The organism is Nocardioides sp. AE5 (assembly GCF_031844485.1).
GTDB lineage: Bacteria > Actinomycetota > Actinomycetes > Propionibacteriales > Nocardioidaceae > Nocardioides.
In genome coordinates this window covers 28475-47186 of record NZ_JAUZVI010000004.1, presented here as the reverse complement: position 1 = coordinate 47186, position 18712 = coordinate 28475, and the positions used below count along the sequence as shown (strand labels likewise).

The 18712-nt window shown below is 63.3% G+C and carries 19 protein-coding genes, 1 other RNA gene and 2 pseudogenes; 13 read left to right on the top strand and 9 right to left on the bottom strand.

The genetic code is table 11. The annotated features are described in order from the left end of the window. Positions 1–30 precede the first annotated feature (30 nt). From Q9R27_RS07805 to Q9R27_RS07785, 5 genes are all read left to right on the top strand, one after another. Complete coding sequence (locus tag Q9R27_RS07805) at positions 31–1104, top strand: transposase (RefSeq protein WP_311251795.1); 1074 nt, start codon at positions 31–33, stop codon at positions 1102–1104. Next, the gene (locus tag Q9R27_RS07800) at positions 1043–1744 is read left to right on the top strand and encodes a hypothetical protein (RefSeq protein ID WP_311251794.1); all 702 of its coding nucleotides are present in this window, start codon (positions 1043–1045) and stop codon (positions 1742–1744) included. The genes Q9R27_RS07805 and Q9R27_RS07800 overlap by 62 nt, the downstream gene beginning before the upstream one ends. Next, positions 1741–2361, top strand: a complete 621-nt coding sequence (locus tag Q9R27_RS07795) for a transposase (protein ID WP_311251793.1) — start codon at positions 1741–1743, stop codon at positions 2359–2361. Before Q9R27_RS07800 ends, Q9R27_RS07795 begins: the two co-directional genes overlap by 4 nt. 586 nt (positions 2362–2947) lie before the next feature. Beyond that, positions 2948–4417 (top strand): group II intron reverse transcriptase/maturase, encoded by a 1470-nt coding sequence (gene ltrA / locus Q9R27_RS07790; RefSeq protein WP_311251792.1) that lies wholly within the window; start codon positions 2948–2950, stop codon positions 4415–4417. A 136-nt stretch (positions 4418–4553) separates the two neighbouring features. Then, positions 4554–4781, top strand: a complete 228-nt coding sequence (locus Q9R27_RS07785; protein WP_311251791.1) for a hypothetical protein — start codon at positions 4554–4556, stop codon at positions 4779–4781. A gap of 17 nt (positions 4782–4798) precedes the next feature. Here Q9R27_RS07785 and Q9R27_RS07780 read toward each other — a convergent pair. The 3 genes and pseudogenes from Q9R27_RS07780 to Q9R27_RS07770 form a co-directional block, all read right to left on the bottom strand. Beyond that, a pseudogene (locus Q9R27_RS07780) lies at positions 4799–5177 on the bottom strand (IS3 family transposase); the annotation flags it as partial. After that, entirely contained in the window at positions 5165–6115 is a 951-nt protein-coding gene (locus tag Q9R27_RS07775) for an IS110 family transposase (protein WP_311251790.1), read from the bottom strand. The gene Q9R27_RS07775 and the pseudogene Q9R27_RS07780, both read right to left, overlap by 13 nt. A gap of 254 nt (positions 6116–6369) precedes the next feature. Continuing rightward, positions 6370–6711 (bottom strand): annotated as a pseudogene (locus Q9R27_RS07770) (IS3 family transposase); the annotation flags it as partial. Positions 6712–6955: 244 nt separating this feature from the next. On the opposite strand from Q9R27_RS07770, the gene Q9R27_RS07765 reads away from it, so the two are divergent. After that, positions 6956–7684 carry a helix-turn-helix domain-containing protein gene (locus tag Q9R27_RS07765; protein WP_311251789.1) on the top strand — a complete coding sequence of 243 codons (729 nt, stop codon included), beginning with the start codon at positions 6956–6958 and terminating at the stop codon, positions 7682–7684. Positions 7685–7907: 223 nt separating this feature from the next. Here the strand turns inward: Q9R27_RS07765 and Q9R27_RS18750 are convergent, their stop codons facing one another. From Q9R27_RS18750 to Q9R27_RS07745, 5 genes are read right to left on the bottom strand one after another with little or no spacing between them, the layout of a single operon-like run. Next, positions 7908–8096 carry a tautomerase family protein gene (locus tag Q9R27_RS18750; RefSeq protein ID WP_397219658.1) on the bottom strand — a complete coding sequence of 63 codons (189 nt, stop codon included), beginning with the start codon at positions 8094–8096 and terminating at the stop codon, positions 7908–7910. 14 nt (positions 8097–8110) lie between these two features. Beyond that, positions 8111–8470, bottom strand: a complete 360-nt coding sequence (locus Q9R27_RS07760) for a RidA family protein (protein ID WP_311251788.1) — start codon at positions 8468–8470, stop codon at positions 8111–8113. A gap of 54 nt (positions 8471–8524) precedes the next feature. Further along, positions 8525–9745 (bottom strand): NAD(P)/FAD-dependent oxidoreductase, encoded by a 1221-nt coding sequence (locus Q9R27_RS07755; protein WP_311251787.1) that lies wholly within the window; start codon positions 9743–9745, stop codon positions 8525–8527. Next, complete coding sequence (locus Q9R27_RS07750) at positions 9742–10902, bottom strand: hypothetical protein (RefSeq protein WP_311251786.1); 1161 nt, start codon at positions 10900–10902, stop codon at positions 9742–9744. Before Q9R27_RS07750 ends, Q9R27_RS07755 begins: the two co-directional genes overlap by 4 nt. Further along, positions 10899–11426: a VOC family protein gene (locus Q9R27_RS07745; protein ID WP_311251785.1), complete on the bottom strand. Its 528-nt coding sequence runs from the start codon at positions 11424–11426 to the stop codon at positions 10899–10901. The genes Q9R27_RS07750 and Q9R27_RS07745 overlap by 4 nt, the downstream gene beginning before the upstream one ends. A 536-nt stretch (positions 11427–11962) precedes the next feature. Between Q9R27_RS07745 and prfB the strand changes: the two genes are divergently transcribed. Continuing rightward, positions 11963–13075, top strand: coding sequence for a peptide chain release factor 2 (prfB, locus tag Q9R27_RS07740; RefSeq protein WP_311251784.1), 1113 nt, complete (start codon positions 11963–11965; stop codon positions 13073–13075). Positions 13076–13084: 9 nt separating this feature from the next. Here the strand turns inward: prfB and Q9R27_RS07735 are convergent, their stop codons facing one another. Then, entirely contained in the window at positions 13085–13705 is a 621-nt protein-coding gene (locus Q9R27_RS07735; protein WP_311251783.1) for a hypothetical protein, read from the bottom strand. Between the two features lie 102 nt (positions 13706–13807). Between Q9R27_RS07735 and ftsE the strand changes: the two genes are divergently transcribed. The 6 genes from ftsE to ssrA all read left to right on the top strand — a co-directional run bounded on the left by ftsE (position 13808) and on the right by ssrA (position 18615). Next, the gene (gene ftsE, locus Q9R27_RS07730; protein WP_311251782.1) at positions 13808–14497 is read left to right on the top strand and encodes a cell division ATP-binding protein FtsE; all 690 of its coding nucleotides are present in this window, start codon (positions 13808–13810) and stop codon (positions 14495–14497) included. A gap of 13 nt (positions 14498–14510) precedes the next feature. Next, positions 14511–15422 carry a permease-like cell division protein FtsX gene (ftsX, locus tag Q9R27_RS07725; protein WP_311251781.1) on the top strand — a complete coding sequence of 304 codons (912 nt, stop codon included), beginning with the start codon at positions 14511–14513 and terminating at the stop codon, positions 15420–15422. Positions 15423–15474: 52 nt separating this feature from the next. Next, positions 15475–16764, top strand: a complete 1290-nt coding sequence (locus Q9R27_RS07720) for a peptidoglycan DD-metalloendopeptidase family protein (protein ID WP_311251780.1) — start codon at positions 15475–15477, stop codon at positions 16762–16764. A gap of 47 nt (positions 16765–16811) precedes the next feature. Beyond that, the gene (gene smpB / locus Q9R27_RS07715) at positions 16812–17288 is read left to right on the top strand and encodes an SsrA-binding protein SmpB (protein ID WP_311251779.1); all 477 of its coding nucleotides are present in this window, start codon (positions 16812–16814) and stop codon (positions 17286–17288) included. Next, a complete protein-coding gene (locus Q9R27_RS07710) occupies positions 17285–18178 on the top strand; it encodes an amidohydrolase family protein (RefSeq protein WP_311251778.1) in 894 nt (297 codons plus the stop codon). The genes smpB and Q9R27_RS07710 overlap by 4 nt, the downstream gene beginning before the upstream one ends. A 65-nt stretch (positions 18179–18243) precedes the next feature. After that, positions 18244–18615: a transfer-messenger RNA gene (gene ssrA / locus Q9R27_RS07705) on the top strand. The last annotated feature ends 97 nt before the right edge of the window (positions 18616–18712 follow it).

The window sequence follows — 18712 nt, the reverse complement described above, 5'->3', positions numbered from 1 at the left end:
GCGGCGTGATCGGCGCGTAGAAGCACAGAAGTGCCTGGCCAGCAGGGGAAACTTGGGTTTGCGACGACTCAAGATCTCCAACCGGAAGGCACTCTGCAGGTGAAGCGTACTTCGTGGTCTACGGGCTTGTCCGTTTCCGCTGATGGTGTCGGCGTGGTTGCCCACGCGGGCAGCGTCGGACTCCGCCTCCTGGCCGACCGGACCGGCCTCACGGCTGAACTGTGGAAGGCAATGACGCGGCGTTCGTTCTCCCCGGTCCATGACCGGGGCCGGGTGTTGGTCGATGTCGCGGTGATGCTCGCCGATGGTGGTGAGGCGATCGCCGACATCGACGTGCTGCGCCATCAGTCCGGGGTGCTGGGTCCGGTCGCATCGCCGCCAACGGTGTGGCGCACCTTGGACGAAGTCACGCCCGGTCGGTTGAAGAAGATCGCCATCGCGCGGGCACGGACTCGGCGACACGTGTGGGCACAGCTGCCGGGCGGGCTGCCGGCCAGCAAGGTCGCCGGGACCGATCTCGGCTCGACGGTGGTGCTCGATGTCGATGCCACGATCGTGATCGCACACAGCGAGAAGGAACAGGCTGCGCCGACGTTCAAGCGGACCTTCGGGTTCCACCCGCTCGGCGTGTGGTGCGACAACACCGAGGAGTTCCTCGCAGCGATGCTGCGCACCGGTCGAGCGGGGTCGAACACGGCGAACGATCACATCGAGGTCCTCACCGAGGCGATCGCGCAGATCCCCGGCACTCGCCGCAAGGATCTGCTGATCCGTTCCGATGGCGCTGGCGCATCGCACGACTTGCTGGACTGGCTCACCGAGCAGGGCAGGGTCCGTGGCCGGAAGGTCGAGTACTCGGTGGGATTCGCGATCACCGAGAAGATCCGCGACGCGATCAAGCTCGTCCCGGGCAAGGTCTGGACCCCGGCGTCCGACCTGACTTGCACAGGTGGGGCCTGGTTTTGGGTTCATTCTCGGCATCGTCGCAGGTCAGCGGCTTGTGGTGTGTCGTTGTGGGTCACTAACCGGCTAGATTTCGCTGGTGGTGTTCGTGCGGAAGGTGAAGACGGCTTCGGGGGCAACGGCTGTCCAGATCGCCCGTAAGGTGGACCGCCGCAACGTCGTCATGGAACATCTCGGCTCCGCTCACAGCGATGCTGAGGTTGCTGCGCTGGTCGCCGCCGCACGCGCCAAGATCGAGGCAGGCCAAAGCGAGCTCGATCTTGGCTTGGGGTCGGCACCAAGGCCGAGCCGGGCGATCGTGGAGGACCAGGTTTCCCGGCTGCTGATCGACGTCGTCAGCGAAGCGTGGAAGCGACTCGGGTTCGACGTCATCGCCGACGAGGCGTTCTCTCAACTCGTTCTGGCGCGGATCGTGGAGCCGACCTCGATGAGCGACGCGACCCGGGTGCTGGGCGAGCTCGGCCTCACGCCGGCGCACCGCAACACCTTCTCCGCGACGCTGCGCCGTGCCGGAGCACGGGACTACCGCGACCAGATTGCAGCCGCGTGCTTCGCCCATGCCGCCACCAACGGCGACGTCAGTCTGGTGCTCTACGACGTCACGACGCTGTACTTCGAGACCGAGAAGGAGGACGCCCTCAGGAAGGTCGGCTACTCCAAGGAACGCCGCGTCGACCCGCAGATCGTGGTCGGGTTGTTGGTCGACCGCAACGGGTTCCCCCTTGAGATCGGCTGCTTCGAGGGAACAAGGCCGAGACGACCACGATCGTCCCGATCGTGAAGCAGTTCCAGGCCCGGCACGGCATCGCGGACATGGTCGTGGTCGCCGACGCGGGGATGCTCAGCTCGTCGAACCTGCGCGAGCTCGACGACGCGGGCCTGCGGTTCATCGTCGGATCGCGGGTGACCAAAGCGCCGAAGGATCTGGAGTCCCACTTCCGCTGGCACGGCACCGCCTTCACCGACGGCCAGGTCATCGACACCATCACCCCACGCGATCAGCGGGGCACCGCGGTCAAGGCCTCGGATCCGATGGTGCGGGCTGAGCCGGTGTGGGACCCGAGCGTGCATGCGAAGTCGTGGCGTGCGGTGTGGGCCTACTCGACCAAGCGGGCGGTGCGTGACAACAAGACCCTGACGCTGCAGGAGAACAAGGCCCGTGCGGTCGTGGCCGGTGAGAAGGCCGCCCGGACACCACGGTTCGTGAAGGCGCGCAACGGCGCGAGCGTGCTCGACGAAGCGTCCCTGGCCAGAGCCCGCGGGCTGGTCGGGCTGAAGGGCTACGTCACCAACATCGAGGCCGATCTCATGGACGCACGCGAGGTCATCGCGAGCTACCACGCCCTGTGGCAGGTCGAGGCGTCGTTCCGGATGTCCAAGACCGACCGTGCGCCGTGAGGCGCTTGTTGTTTGAGTGGAGGTGAGAGACCTACACCGCCGTTGTGTCGCAGCACGACGGTTGAAGCGGCGGGGCAGCCTGACCCGGGAGATGCCGGGCTGGGCGGCAAGCGGCCCCGAGGAAGCCCAGACGTGTCAGTACTGCCAGATGGCGCGGGCTGAGGTGAGCGAGACGAAGAGGTATACGCGAGCAACCGGCGTGATTACGTCCCTCTAATGGACACCGGCTCGAACCTGGTGGATATGGGCCGGGAGCGGTGCGTTCTTGTCCTTGACCGTGAGGATGAGGAACTTCCCGGAGGTCTGATCGGTCTGAGGGGAAGGCTGTGGCGAAGTGCTGCGGGATAGCCACAGCGAAGCCGCAGGGACAAAGTCGGGTGCCTCCTTCGTCGAGCGAACAGCAAGTGAACACGGGAACCATCCCGGCCCTGCCGGGCACGTCGCGCGGCCAGCGTGACTTGTCGGCTGGGCTCATCGTCGGCTGATCGGGTCGGGATGGGGCGGAGCCGTCGTAGTACTCCGAGTCCGGGAGAGCCGGACACATGGGGAAGGGCGGCAGCGGAATCGAGAAGGATTGGAGGCTGCAATGCCGAAAGACGCGACGCTGAACAGCGACGCTCCATCGGGTCGGGCGCTGACCCGGACCGAGTGGGTATCGGAGATGCAGGTCAAACTTCACCGTTGGGCGGTGGCCGATCCTGGCCGCCGGTTCGACGATGTGTTCAATCTCGTCCATCACCGTTACACGCTGATCACGGCGTGGGAGCGCGTGAAGGGCAACAAGGGGGCCCGTACCGCGGGGTCGGACGGGCTGACCGTGGCCCGGATCGAAACCGAGATCGGAGTGGCCCCTTTCCTGGACGACCTACGTTCCCAGTTGAAGGAGGGAACGTATCGACCCGAGCCGGTGCGGGAGCGCAAGATCCCCAAACCGGGTGGATCGGGCAAGGTCCGCCGACTTGGGATACCCACAGTTGCGGACCGAGTCGTTCAGGCGGCGCTGAAAGTGGTGCTGGAACCGATCTTCGAGGCCGACTTCTTGTCGGTCTCCTATGGGTTCCGGCCCAACCGGAGAGCACACGACGCGATCGCCGAGATTCACCGGTTCGGCACCCACGGCTACCGCTGGGTGCTGGACGCGGACATCGAGGCATGTTTCGACTCGATCGACCACACAGCCCTGATGGAACGTGTGCGTGGTCGGGTCAAGAACAAGCGCGTGCTGCGGCTGGTCAAGGCGTTCCTCAAGGCCGGGATCCTCACCGAGCTCGGCGAAGAGATGAACACCCCGACCGGCACACCGCAAGGCGGCATCTTGTCGCCGTTGCTGGCCAACATCGCGTTGTCGGCGCTCGATGAGCACCTGCACGCAGGGTGGCAACCTGGCGGCGAGATGTCGACCCATGCTCAGCGTCAACAGCGACGACGGTCACGCCGCGATCCCCGGCCGAACTGGCGAGTCATCCGCTACGCGGATGACTTCGTCGTGCTGGTCGATGGCGAGCGAGGCCACGTCGAGGCACTGCAGGACGAGATAGCCGATGTGCTCGCACCCTTGGGGTTGCGCTTGTCGCAGACCAAGACCAAGGTCGTGCACATGGAAGACGGGTTCGACTTCCTCGGGTTCCACATCCAGTGGCGCCGCAAGCGAGGAACGAACAAGTGGTACGTCTACACCTTCGTCGCAGACCGGGCGATCCGGCAGGCGAAGGCAAAGATCCGTGCCTGGACCCGCCGCACATCACAGCGACCCCTCAAGGACGTGCTGGTGCAGATCAATCTGTTCTGGCGCGGCTGGGCGACCTACTTCCGGCACGCCGTGGCGTCCCACACGTTCGACCGACTCCACCACTTCATCTGGTGGCGGCTCGTGCGGATGATGCGTCAACGGCATCGCTGGAACTGGCATGCTGTCCGCCGCTGGCTCGCCGGCCCCAACGGGGGCTGGAGACCCATTCACGCGGACGGGATCGAGCTGGTGTCCCCGAACAGCGTGCCGATCACTCGGTACCGCTACCGGGGCTATTCGATCCCCAACCCCTGGGTCGCTGCATGAACACCCTGATGGCAGATGCCGTGGAGAGCCCGGTGCGTTGAGAGGCGCACGCCGGGTTCGGCGAGCGGCCTGGGGAGACGGACCGAGGGAAACCTCGGCACCGCGCCCCAGGCCGACTCACCTGCGCGCCCGGCCGATGTTCCACCACAAGCGCGAGGCGATCGAGGCCCACCTGACCATCGTCTTCGCGGCCCTCGCGATCGCACGTCATCTTCAACAACTCGCCGGCGTCAGCATCAAGAAGCTCGTCACGACACTGCGGCCCCTACGGGAAATCACCATCAGCGTCGCCGGGCAGACCATCACGGCCGAACCGAAGATCCCCAGCGAGGTCCGCGATCTACTTGAGCGACTGGGTCACTAAATCGGTGCAAGACAGGCCTCAATGCCGGCGGCCCGCATCAGCCGGGCCACCTGATCGCGGCCGATGTCGTGGCCACCACTTCTCGCGGCCTTCCAGATCTTCCGGGCGCCGTAGACGCGGTAGTTGTCTTCCCACAACTGCCTCACCACCGGCGCCATCACCTCGTCGCGCTGAGCTCTGGCCGATGGTTGTCGGTTCTTGAACGCGTAGTAGCTGCTCGGGGCCACCTGCAGCACGGTGCAGATGAGCTCGACCCCCAGACGCCGGCCCGCGACGACGTCGTCGCGGTTGGCGTCGATGAACGCGGCTACTTCTTGTGCTGGCGGTCGAGTCACCGCCGGCGAAGAAACTCGCTGCGCGCTTGAGAATTTCGTTGGCTCTCTTCAGCTCCCGGTCCCGTGACCGGTCGAGCCGTTGCCCTTCTGCTTACCGGCCGATTCCTTGACCCCGGGAGCGAACCGCGCCCACGAGCACAGGTGCCCGGCGGTGGGGAACCGAGACATGTCGACCCCGATCTCAGCGATGATCACCGCGGCGGCGGCATGGCCCACGCCGGGGATCTCCTCCAACCGTGCCACGGCGCCAGCGAAAGGGAGCAGTTCAGTGTCGATCCTGTTCTCAATGTCGGCGATGTCGCGGTTGATGGTGTCGATCCGGCCGAGCATCTTGTCCAGCAAGAACGCGTGGTGGTCGCTGAACCGTCCAGTGAACGCTTCTTCGAGCACGGTCAGCTTCACCCGCATCCGGCCCCGCGCGAACTGGGCCAGCACCTTGGCGTCACGCTCACCGTCGATCAAAGCCTGGAGCATGTCACGACCAGAGACACCGAAGATGTCGGAGACAACCGAGGACAACTTGATCTGCGCGTCTTCCAACAACTTCTCGACCCGCTGCTGCTCCGAGGTACGGGCCGCGACTTGGTCCCACCTGTACCGGGTCAGGTCACGCAACACGCGGATCGGCGGCGGAACGAAACTGGGTCGCAGCATCTGCCGTTCAGCGACCTTGCACAACCACGCCGCGTCCAACCTGTCTGTCTTCGGACGCCCGGGCAGGTGCTTGACGTCCTTCGCGTTCACCAGCCACGTCTCGAACCCAGCGGCCTCAAGGACGTAGAACACCGGCTTCCAATATTCGCTGGTCGCTTCCATCACAACCCGGGTCACCTCCAAGTCCGAGAGATACTCGGCCAGCCCGATCAACGACCGGGTCATCGTGGACCAGTTCCGCACCTCCTGAACTCGGCGCGTCCTGCCCTCAGCGCCAGGGACCCGCACACAACAGACGACTTCTTCCTTACCGATATCGAGCGCCGCAACCCGGTCGATGATCACCTCACGATCTTCGGTGTCCTCCAACACCGTCACCACCTCCGATACTCGCTGGGCATGTTCAGCCCGGCCGCCCGTAGGAGCTGCAAATCGAAGAATCGAAGCTAATCCTCGTGCTCACGGCGACATGGAAGGGCTCACACCGCAACTCCCAGCGCCCGACTTTTCCACGGCCTCATCAGGGCCAAGGCACAACGACGTCGACGGGCGACCGGAGCACCCATTTTCAGCCCGGAACGGGCCTGCCCGCCAGGGCAGCCAAAGACTTTTCCCATGATCTCCAAAGCGGTCTCGGTGGTGGCCAACTTCCGCTCCGACTCGGCCAACCGCCGACGTAGCCGGGCGATCTCGGCCTGCTCCGCACTCGGACGCCCGATCCGTTCCCCCGCCTTCCTACCCTCCAACATCCCGGCGTCGCGCAGCCGGCGCCACTCGGTGATCAGCGAGGAGTACAGGCCCTCGCGACGCAGATACGCACCACCCTGGCCGGTCTCGCACGCGGCCTCGTAGGCGGCCAGATACTTCAACTTCTGCGCCGGGGTGAACGACCGGCGACGCGCCGCGCCGCCAGCACGCGGACCGGCATCTTCACTGCTCATCGACCCATCATCCGCGATGCTCGACGCGTTCGGAACAACTGAACTCAACATAGGTGATCTGATCCTGAATCTCGCCCTGCGTCAGGCGGACTTGCTGTGAACCACTGGACTCAACTCACCCTGACACGCAGGGCCCTTGAGACTTTCAGTACCCAGACCCCAGGCACCTATAATTGCGTTCCAACGACGCTTTGCGGCACAATGGAGATCGCAACGATCATGCCCGTCTCGATTAACCGGAAGAATGAAGGTCCAGTTGGCAGAAAAATCAAAAACGGTTGATAACGCTTTGAGGCTACTTCTTATTCTCGGCGAAGTTTCTTCTGCCACTGCGCTCGAGTTATCTCGAATGACCGGTCTCAGTCGACCAATCGTGCATCGCCTGCTGACGACTCTACACGAACGCGGCTTTGTTCGTCGCGAAGGAAGCTCTTACAGCATTGGATTTGCGCTTCTTCAGTTGGCAGACGGTGTTGAGGGTGACATTCGAAATGCAGCAGAGCCCGGCCTCAACAAGTTGTCGAGCGAATTCGGCCAAACGAGCATTCTGGCGGCGATTGACGGATTGCAGTCGGTCATCATGGGTCAGCAAGTCAGTCAAGTCAGCCTCAACCAAGTCCGATATCCGATTGGATTTCGAAGTTCTCTCGCGACGGGAGGGCATAGTATCGCCATCCTGGCAAGATCAAAGGAGGCAGTTGTAGACGAAATTATCCGTTTATGTAATTCGGATTCAGATCGGGCCCGCCTCGAAAAGCATCTGGGGCAAGCTAGGCGCCTGGGGTATGCGTTCACGGAAGACGAAGTCCGATCTGGAACATCAGGCCTCGCGGTGCCGATCTGTGGGCGACATGGATTTGCAGTCGGCAGTATCGGTCTGGTTTCTCCAGCTGGGAGATTTCCCGATCGTGACAGCGTAGCTGCGGCGGCCAGGGGAGTCGCTGATGATATCGAAAAGGCTCTGGTTCGCTGATTTCATTTGTCTTTCAATTAAGCCCGAGGGGTGGGTCACTTAGCGCGACTGACAGGCCGCAGAACATCGGCAACCAAGACGCAGGAGGAATCGGCCAACCTCCTTGAGGGAGAGTGGGGGCCTCTTGAGAGTGGTGTCTCGACTTGGGCGACGAAGCTTCGAACCCGCCCGGGCGGTGTGCCCGCGATGCTGCGCACGATCTGAATTCGCCAATTAGAATAGATCAATGTGAAGGAAAGACGAACGATCCATTCCTTGCCACATCATACGGCTTGAGGTCAACAAATCGAATTCGGACTCGTTCTGGGGCGACCCCCAAGGCGCTCACGAGCGTGCGAGTAACTCCATCAACGATGGCCTGACGTTCTTCTATGTCGGTGCCTTCAAAAAGTTCAATCGATACGTTGGGCATTATGGCGCCTCTCTTCACGAATGTGTCGACAGTGCCGCCGTAACTACGATCTCCACCAGTTTCCGTGGATGGCCCAGCTCAGCTACTCCAATGACTGCTCGCGCGGGAAGGTGTTCTTGATCGAGCCACTTTAGCCATGCATCTGTCATTTGATCCTTTTGCTGCATCTCGACGACGTAAATGGTCGCGGTCAAGAGGTCCTCCTTGCTCGACCCGGCTTCCTCGAGAAGGCCCTCGATGGTTTGACAGACCTCCGTCGTTTGCCCAGACATATCGGCGGATGTGTCTGACGCCGTGACGCCACCGACGTAAACGGTGTCGCCGTGCGTAACAACGCGGTGCATAATCCGAACTCGATTGGTACGATTAATCATGTGAAGCTCCTTCTATGAACCATCGCGGACGAACTGGTCGCGACAGGTGGTTGACTATCTGACGTTTGATGACTCTCGCAGCTGGCGGAAGGCAACAAGAGGAAGGCCGTATCGTTCGGTGCTCTCCAACATCGACGCCTCTCGCATCCAGGCAAAGGAACGTTGCGGATCCGCTGCAATCCGCCGCATTTCGTCGGCGAACGCTGTGCGTTGGACTTCGTCCGATTCCCCCATCCATCTGGTTGTCGTATCAGTAATCCGTTGGACGCCTTCAATCGCGGCGGAGTGTCGCCGTTGTGCCCAGTCGTCGAGTTCATCCAACTGAGCAGATCCGTCGACTACGCGTTTAAGTTGAACGGAAACGTCGAAAGCATCATGAATGCCACTATTCAGCCCCATGCCACCCATCGGACTGTTTATGTGTGCGGCATCTCCAACCAGGAGCACTCGCCCCACCCTCATGGCTTCCGCAACCCGTTGGTGGACCGCGTATACGCGTAGAGCTTCGGGGCGGAATTTGAAGCGCGACGACATGAGGGCCTGAAGCCTCGCCTGTGCGCTCGCGCGCGCCTCGTCATCCGCCACAGCAGTTGGGATGGCAAAGACGGCGCGCCACGCATCAGGAATCCTGAGCAACAACGCATGGGCATTGGGATCGGCAATGTAATTCACATCACACAGGCCTTCTACGAACTTTCTTAGATCAGCTTGCACGCTCATAACGAGATATCGGTGTTCGTAGGTGACCCCCGAAAAGGCGATCTTAAGAGTTTTCCGCACAATGCTGTGTGCGCCATCCGCGCCGATGAGCCAATCGGCCCGGGCGAGCTCGCCCGAATCAAATGTGATCGATACCCCGTCATCGTCTTGAGTCAACGACACGGCGCGCTTGCCCCAGTTAACGAAAACTTTGTATTCTTCGAGCTTGGCGAGCAGTATGTCGACATACTTATATTGTTCGAGTTGTAGCCGATATGGGTGCCGCGTTGCAGATCGCAGGGTGGCGAGATCGAACTCAGCAATCATGCGCATCGTGGCGCCGTCCCATATCTGGTAGATGGGACATACAATGCCGCGTCTTCTCATTTCGGGGAATACGCCCAATTCATCCGCGATCGATAATGAAGGGGCGTGGAATGTAGAGGCGCGCCATTCAGTCGCTGGCTCGTCATTGGCATCCCAAATCTCCACCCTCACACCGAGTTGGGTGAGGGCGAGTGCAGCTGTTAGCCCCACAGGGCCGGCGCCGACGATGCCGACTACCGGGGGTGTCATTCGACAATCCAATCTACGATGGCCGTAGCCATGGCTTGTAGGAGGTCGGGTCGCCCAGTGAAATAGTGGTCCGCCCCTTCGAACTCAACAAAGGTTCCCAGCCCATCGGGAATCGCCTCAAACATCTTCTTCGCATGACTCGGGAAAGCCGCGTTATCGGCCGTGCCGTGCGCCACCATGACTGGGCAGGTGACTAGTGGCAGTTGACGATAGGCGTTAGCCCTGCTGTCGTCCAGGCTCCATTGACTCAACCAAGACCGCAAACTCGTGTGATGGCCCAAGGAGGCGGGGATGAAGTTTGCCACGGATGGCGGGCCCCAGATGGTCCCAATGTTGCGGTCTGATGGATCGATGCTTCGGTCGAGAAACCGAAGGTCCGCAGCGGTTCCATGTACCACGAAGGGTAAGTCGTCGGGTGCCGTGGAATCCTCCGTGCGTCGTTTTGCAAGCTCGTCCAACTGGTCTCTGCACCATTGGGAGATCCGACGATTCCGGTCCACCTGTCCTGCTCGGTATTCACGGATGAATTCCGCCGTATATGGTGGTTGTCTGCTAATGTTGAAGATGTCGATATCTGGGTTTCTGTCAAAGGGATCGTTTTCATTGTTGATCGCGGGGTCCATTGACTCTGTATAGACCACCGACCGCCCCGGATGGGCCATTGCCATTACGATCGAGGTCGCTTTGGGCAAACCGTGCGCGGCGATATCAATTGGATCACCAGCCGGCGTAGTCTGAATTGTAGGGTTGGTAGCCTGCGCCTGATACAGAGCTACCAGGCCCCCGCCGCCGCTATTCCCGACTAGGACGATGTTGTGATAGCCGATGGATTTCAAATAGCCAACGGTGGAACCAATGTCGAGAAGGCAATTCTCCATGATCAGCGCGGAATCATTTCCGAGGTATCGGGTAGTCATTCCAACCGCATCCACTCCCAACGTCGACATATATTCGAGCGCATAATGGCCCATGAAGTTGGAAGACGGGTGTGCGAAGACAACCACGGTCCGCTTGCGGGCGCTTCCAGAACGCCACAAGGTCGCCCATATCTTACCGCTAAGGCGGGAAACGCCTGAGTTTACCTCCAGTCGGGAGGAGGGTGTCATCGGAATCGCGAGGAGTTCGGCCCTCGGCGAGGTTTCACTTCGTGCAATCATCGAGTGCACTCTTCCGGCTCTGCATTCCAGTCCCGCATGACAGTTAGGCCAGCTAGTCGATCGTCATTGTTCAGGGGCCGAGTTTGATGTGTTAATTCTAAGCGAATTCCGTTCGGATCGAAAATGTATATTGAACGCCAGATGCTGTCGTGGTCGACGATGTCTGTGCTCCCGATTCCATGGTCCTTAAAATGCTGCCTCCAGGCGGCCAGTTCATCCAAGGAAGTGACATTCAGTGCGAGGTGGCGAACCCATTTCGGAATGCCGTCGTCTTGGGGCGGTTTCATCCCGCGTACTTCGAAGAAGGCAATCGCTTCGCCGCTGCTGAATCCATAAAATGTGTGGAGAAAGGACGTCTCCTCGCGAATTGACGGTACCGCGTCAAGGCTGATTGCGGTCAGGAACTCGCATCTCAGTACCTCCGTGTAGAAATCATATGTCGCGCGTGAGTCCCAAGTGGGGTAGGCCACATGGTTCAAAGAAACGGGTTGTTTGGGGCTGCTGGCGCCACCGAGCGGTTCCATTGCACTCCTCAATTATCGGACATGGATGTATGAATAACGGTACGCTCGGGAGGGTTGCTTGGTCAAGGGCGAGGTGCCGTGTTGGTCGGTTTGTTGCTCGCGCGACGAGTCTTTGGTGTCGATTGGATTGATAGCGCGTCTGGTGCGGGTGGCCCCGGCCCGTGTGCGCCTGGCCCAGACGAGATGATCTGCTGGCTCATGAATCCGCGCTGGATGTTCGATCCGATAGAAGTGGGGCAGTCTTCCTGGGCCGGTGGGGTGGGCCCGTGAATCGGGGGGCGTCGCGCCTGTTCGGCTTCGCGGGGCGCACAGTGGTCATGCGGGGCGCACAGTGGTCATAAGGCACGGTGGTGTCCGGCTCACCCCGATTTGTCTACGCCGATGACGATCTTTGCCGGGGCCGATGCCCGTAGCTCCTCAGCTGGTCGTCGTCCTTGGTCGTGTTGGGCCGAAGGGCGACGGGGTCGTCCGCATCTCTGGACTCATCTGGACTCGCCGTTGTCGATCCTGCCGCCGTTGGCGGTAACCTGCACCGTGTGGCTGGCACAGACTTCGACGCAGAGATCAAGCACCTCCGGGCAACGATGCACACCATCGAGCAGGTGCTCGGCCTGGAGAACATGCGCAGCGAAATCGCAGATCTCGGTGAGCAGGTCGCTGCGCCCGACCTGTGGGACAACCAGGAGAACGCCCAGCGCGTGACCGGCCGCCTCTCCCTGCTGAACGGGGAACTGGAGCGCTTCACCGGACTCGCCGACCGGATCGACGACCTCGAGGTGCTCGTGGAGATGGGCACCGAGGAGTCCGACCAGGAGACCCTGGCCGAGGCCGAGCGGGAGCTGGGCAAGGTCCGCACCGCCGTCGACGCGCTCGAGGTGCGCACCCTGCTCTCCGGCGAGTACGACGCCCGTGAAGCGTTGCTGACGATCCGAGCCGGTGCCGGTGGCGTGGATGCGGCCGACTTCGCCGAGATGCTGATGCGGATGTACACCCGCTGGGCCGAGCAGCACAAGTATCCGGTCGAGGTCTACGACACCTCGTACGCCGAGGAGGCCGGACTCAAGTCGGCCACGTTCGCGGTCAAGGCTCCCTATGCCTATGGCACCCTCTCCGTCGAGGCGGGCACCCACCGGCTGGTCCGGATCAGTCCGTTCGACAACCAGGGCCGGCGCCAGACCAGCTTCGCCGCGGTCGAGGTGGTCCCGGTGCTGGAGCAGACCGATGAGGTCGAACTGGACGAGAACGACATCAAGGTCGACGTCTACCGTTCCTCCGGCCCCGGTGGCCAGTCGGTCAACACCACCGACTCCGCGGTCCGGCTCACCCACCTGCCCACCGGGATCGTGGTCTCCTGCCAGAACGAGAAGTCGCAACTGCAGAACAAGGCGGCGGCGATGATCGTCCTCAAGGCCAAGTTGCTGGCGCGCAAGAAGGCCGAGGAGAAGGCGCAGCTCGACGAGCTCAAGGGCGACGTCCAGGCCAGCTGGGGCGACCAGATGCGCAACTACGTGCTCAACCCCTACCAGGTGGTCAAGGACCTGCGCACCGGCTTCGAGTCCGGGAACCCGTCGTCCGTCTTCGACGGTGAACTGGACGAGTTCCTCGAGGCCGGCATCCGCTGGCGCCGCGGCGCGGAGACCGACGCCTGATCCGCCTGGTCAGTCGGCGGTGGCGGCCCTGGCCACCTCGACACACCATGCGCCGGCTGCTGCGATGACCTCGTCGGTAGCCGCCTCCGGGTCGGGCACGCTCAGCGAGCAGGCCAGCCAGGAGTCGACGAAGAGGCCCTGGTAGGTCACGACTGTGGCGTCTGCGGTGCGGCACACGGTGCCGGTGGACGGCGTACCGAATCCCTGGCCTGTGACATTCCCGCACCCGTCATCCTCGCCCCGGGCGTCGGCGATGAGGGCCTCGGCCCGCTCGGGCGGCACCGGCGGCGCATAGATCCAGCCACTGGCCACGACGCCCTCGGCCCCGGTCCAGGTGCAGTTGAACTCGTGGCTGACGTCCTTGATGCCGTCGGCCAGGGTGACCTGGTCGCCGTTGCCGTGGTGCTCGGTGGAGGCCACCTCGCCGACGGTCGCCTCGATCGCAGCGTCGGAGACGCGTGGGCAGAACTCCGCCCGTTGCAGCAGCACGCCTTCCGCGTCGTACGACGCCAGCGGTGTCGGCACGTGTTGGGGATTCGCCTCCTCGTCAGCCGTGCATCCGGTGAGGAAGCCGGCCGCGAGTGCCAACCCGGAGAGGATCGCGGGCAGGGAGCGGGAGCAGGCGGGCATGGGATGCACGCTAGACGACACCTCAGCACCGAGACCAACTGCGCCGACACCGGGCCCGCAACCTCCCTCGATCGGCTTGGTCCGTCACCTAGACTCCATCCAGTGATTCGCTTCGAAAAGGTCACCAAGACCTACCCGGGCCAGGCCCGCGCAGCCCTTGACCAGGTGTCGGTGGACATCGAGAAGGGCGAATTCGTCTTCCTCGTCGGCCAGTCCGGATCCGGGAAGTCGACCTTCCTCCGCCTGGCACTGCGCGAATACCGCCCCACCAGTGGGCGGCTCTATGTCGCGGGCAAGGAGATCAACCGGCTGGCGAGCTGGAAGGTCCCGCGGTTGCGCCGGCAGATCGGCACGGTCTTCCAGGACTTCCGCCTGCTGCAGAACAAGACCGTCTCGGAGAACGTGGCCTTTGCCCTGCAGGTGATCGGCAAGTCCAAGGCCCAGATCAACAAGGTGGTTCCCGAGACCCTGGAGCTAGTGGGCTTGGAGGGCAAGGGCGACCGAATGCCCGACGAGCTCTCCGGCGGTGAGCAGCAGCGGGTCGCGATCGCGCGCGCCTTCGTGAACCGGCCGATGATCCTGATCGCCGACGAGCCGACCGGCAACCTCGACCCGAACACCTCGGTGGGCATCATGAAGCTGCTGGACCGGATCAACCGGACCGGCACCACCGTCCTTATGGCAACCCACGATGCCGGCATCGTCGACCAGATGCGCAAGCGGGTCATCGAACTCGAGGGTGGTCGCGTGGTGCGCGACCAGTCCCGCGGCATCTACGGCTACCAGAACTGAGGAACACCGACCCATGCAGCTTCGCCATGTCTTCTCCGAGCTCTGGCAAGGGCTCCGGCGCAACCTGACCATGCACATCGCCGTGGTCCTGACCCTCTTCGTCTCGCTGACCCTGGTCGGGATGGGTGCCTTGCTCAATGCGGAGGCCGAGCGGGCCGAGCAGCAGTTCGGCAACCTCAACCAGATCACCATCTTCTTGTGCAACAAGCAGATGACCGGCCAGAACTGTGCTGGGCCGGTGACCGACGCCCAGCGCGACGCGGTGATCGAGGCGATCGAGAAGAGTCCCGGCGCCACCGGCTATCGCTTCGAGTCGCAGGAGGAGGCCTACGAGAAGACCAAGGAGATCTTCTCGGCCGACTATCGCACCGCACTGCCGGAGGGCTTCGGACCCGAAAGCCTGCGGGAGTCGCTGTGGGTCGACCTCGATGGACGGGACGACGCCGAAGTCGTCACCAGTGCCGTGGCCGGCCTGGACGGCGTCTACTACGTGCGCGACCTGCGTGACGAAGTGGCCCCCATCTTCAAGGCGCTCGACGTCCTGCAGAAGGGGGCGATCGGGGTGGCCGCGTTCCTGATCTTCGCGGCCTTGCTGCTGGTGGCGAACACGATCCGGTTGGCCGCCTTCGCCCGGCGCCGGGAGATCGGCATCATGCGCCTGGTCGGTGCCTCGAGCATCTACATCTCGCTGCCCTTCATCCTCGAGGCACTGGTCACCGCGCTGGCCGGCGTACTCCTGGCGGGCGGCGCGCTGGCGGCCTTCATGCAGTTCGGGATCAAGGAGGGGGTCGAGCCCCAGATCACCTTCCTGCCCTGGATCGGTTGGCCGGACTATCTTGGCGCGCTGGCTTGGATCGCGGTGGTCGGCCCATTGCTGACCTTGATCCCGACTCTCCTGGTGACGCGGAAATACCTCAAAGTGTGACCCGCGTCGTCTAACGTCGAACCGTTCACTTCCCCGAACAAAGGTCTTCCCCGTGTTCCGCTACTTCCCCAGCGGTGACAGGCAACGTCTTGTCGCATTGCTCTCTGCCGGTTTCGTGATGCTTGGACTGGTGCTGGCCCCCCTGGCGATGGCCGATGACGACGACCTGAAGCAGAAGCAGAAGGACGTCCAGAAGCAGCTCACCCAGGCCCATTCGGATCTCGACGAGTCGAGCGCGGCACTGCGGACTGCGACGATCAAGCTGCGCGAGGTGCAGGCCAAGCTCACCGCTGCCGAGGCCAAGCTGGTCGAGACCCGCGGTCAAGTCTCGGTCGCCCAGGCCAAGGACGTCGCGGCACAGGAAGCCCTGGTCCAGGCAGAGAAGGACCTGGCCACCGCCCAGGAGGAGTTGCGCCAGGGGGAGGCAGCCGTGGCGATCAAGAGCGAGCAGGTCAGCGACCAGTTCGCTGCGGTCTACGAGAAGGGCGACCCACGCCTGACCACCATGTCGGCGCTGCTCAATGCCACCGACCCGGAGGACATGACCCGCAGCATCGCGGCCAGCGAGGCGATCCTGGACAGCGAGAGCATCGCCCTGGCCGAACTGGAAGCTGCCCGGATCCTGCTCGGCGTCAAGGAGGAGAAGGTCGCTGCGGAGAAGGAGCGCGTCCAGGTGGTGCGCGAGGAGGCGGCGGCCAACCTTGCCCGGATGGAGCAGTTGGAGGCGCAAGCCGTCAAGGAGGAGGCCGCAGTCGCGTCGCTGGTCTCCGAGGCCTCGGCCGCCCAGTCGGCCGCACAGAAGATCCGGGACCAGGACGCCGCCCAGCTCAAGCAGCTCGAGGCCGAGGAGGCCAAGATCAAGGCGATGCTCAAGAAGCGCGCCGAGGAGGCCCGCCGCAAGGCCGAGGCCGCGAAGAAGAAGCAGGGCAGCACCCCTCCGCGCTCCGGCGGCTTCCTCAGCTACCCGGTCAGCGGGCGGGTGACGTCCTCCTACGGCTACCGGGTGCACCCGATCTACGGCTACTACTCGCTGCACGACGGCACCGACTTCGGCGCCGGATGTGGGCAGCCGCTCTATGCCGCGGCGGACGGCACGGTGGCGCAGAAGTACTACTCGAGCGTCTGGGGCAACCGGCTGATCATCGACCACGGCTACCAGCGCGGCACCGGTCTGGCCACCATCTACAACCACGCCACCCGCTACACGGTCTCACCCGGAGCACGGGTCAAGCGGGGACAGGTGATCGGGTACGTCGGCACCACCGGGTGGTCGACCGGGTGCCACCTGCACTTCACCGTGATGGCCAACGGTTCGCCGGTGAACCCGATGGGCTGGCTCTGAGGCGGACCACCGGAAACTGATTGCGCCGGTCTGGGAGACTGGGACCCATGGCACGTGAGCAGGGCACCAAGATCGTCGCGCAGAACAAGAAGGCGCGGCACGACTACCACATCGAGGCGACCTATGAGGCTGGCATGGTCCTGGTCGGCACCGAGGTGAAGTCGTTGCGTGCCGGTCGCGCCTCCTTGGTCGATGGCTTCGCCGAGGTCGACAACGGTGAGGTGTGGCTCCTCAACGTGCACATTCCCGAATACTCCCAGGGCACCTGGACCAACCACGCCTCGCGCCGCAAGCGCAAGCTCCTGCTCAATCGGGTGGAGATCGACAAGATCGAGCGGAAGGTCAACGAGAAGGGCCTGACCCTGGTGCCGCTGCGGCTCTACTTCAAGGACGGGCGGGCCAAGGTCGAGATCGCCTTGGCCCGGGGCAAGAAGAGCTGGGACAAGCGCCACACCCTCGCCGAACGACAGGCCAATCGGGAGAAGGAAGTGGAGATCGGCCGCCGGCTCAAGGGGATGCGATGACCTCCCCGGCGATCCAGGCCACCCTGCAGCGACTCGGCATTCCCGGGCTCTTCGACGTACACACGCACTTCTATCCCGAGCCGATGGGCACCAAGGTGCGCGCTGTCTTCGAGACCGCCGGGCCGCTGATCGGGCGGCCCTGGCCGATCACCTATCGCGGCAGTGACGAGGAGCTGGTCGCCACCCTGACCGGTTTCGGCGTACGTCGTTTCTCCCAGCTCACCTATGCGCACAAGCCCGGCATGGCAGAGTTCCTCAACGACTGGTCGGCCGGGTTCGCGGGCCGCTTCCCGGCTGCCTTGCGGTGTGGCACCTTCTTCCCCGAGCCGGGTGCCGCCGACTACGTCGTACGTCGTCTGGCCGGTGGCGTGGAACTGTGGAAGGTGCACGTCCAGGTGGGCAACTTCCTGGTCACCGACCCGCTCCTGGACCCGGTCTGGGGAGTGCTGGCCGAGGCAGGCACCCCGATTATCCTGCATGCCGGTTCGGGGCCGGTGGCGACGGACTGCACCGGCCCGGGTCCGGTGGCGGAACTGCTGCGCCGCCACCCGCGCCTGCCCTTGGTGATCGCCCACCTGGGGGCGCCCGAGTACGCCGACTTCCTGGCGATGGCCGAGCAGTACGAGCACGTCCGGCTGGACACGACGATGGCGTTCACGGACTTCTTCGCCGAGATGGGTGGTGCCTTCCCCGCAGAGATGCTGCCGCGCCTGACCGACCTGGGGGAGAAGGTGCTGCTCGGTTCCGACTTCCCGAACATCCCTTATGACTACCCCCACCAGATCGAGGCGATCGAGGCGCTGGGCCTTGGCGATGACTGGCTGCGCAGGGTGCTCTGGCAGAACGCCGCCGATCTGTTCGGTGCCGGGCCGGACGTGACGGCCGCCTGAGCCAGTTGATAACCGGTGGGGAATGAATCTCGCACCCGGTATGGTTGACCCCGTACAACTCAAGAGGGGCTGATCGGTTTCGACTTGGGACGTTAGTTCCAGGGGAAGCGGGTCGAGAAGCCAACGTCATCTCGTAAACGATCGTTGGAAACCTATAAGTGCCGACTCCAAGCGCACTGACTTCGCTCTCGCTGCCTGAGCAGTGACCGAAGGGTCAGACCGGGCATCCGCCTTCGTCCCGGACCCTGGCCTCATCCAGAGGGCTTGCTGATCAATTCCTGTCAGGAGGGTTGATCGGGACTTTTTCCTGACTGGGCCTGTCGGCGACGTGTCTGTGCGAGCGCCGGGGCCGAGTAGGACGAACAGCACAGACTGCACCCGGAGAAGACCTGGTTCGACGCTCGAGGACGCGGGTTCGATTCCCGCCAGCTCCACTCGATCACCTCTTGATGCCGAGGCGTCGGGGCCCGTGCAATTCGGGCCCCGACGCGCCGGTCAGTCATGCGCCGCCGCTCACGGTCCCCGGGCAGAATT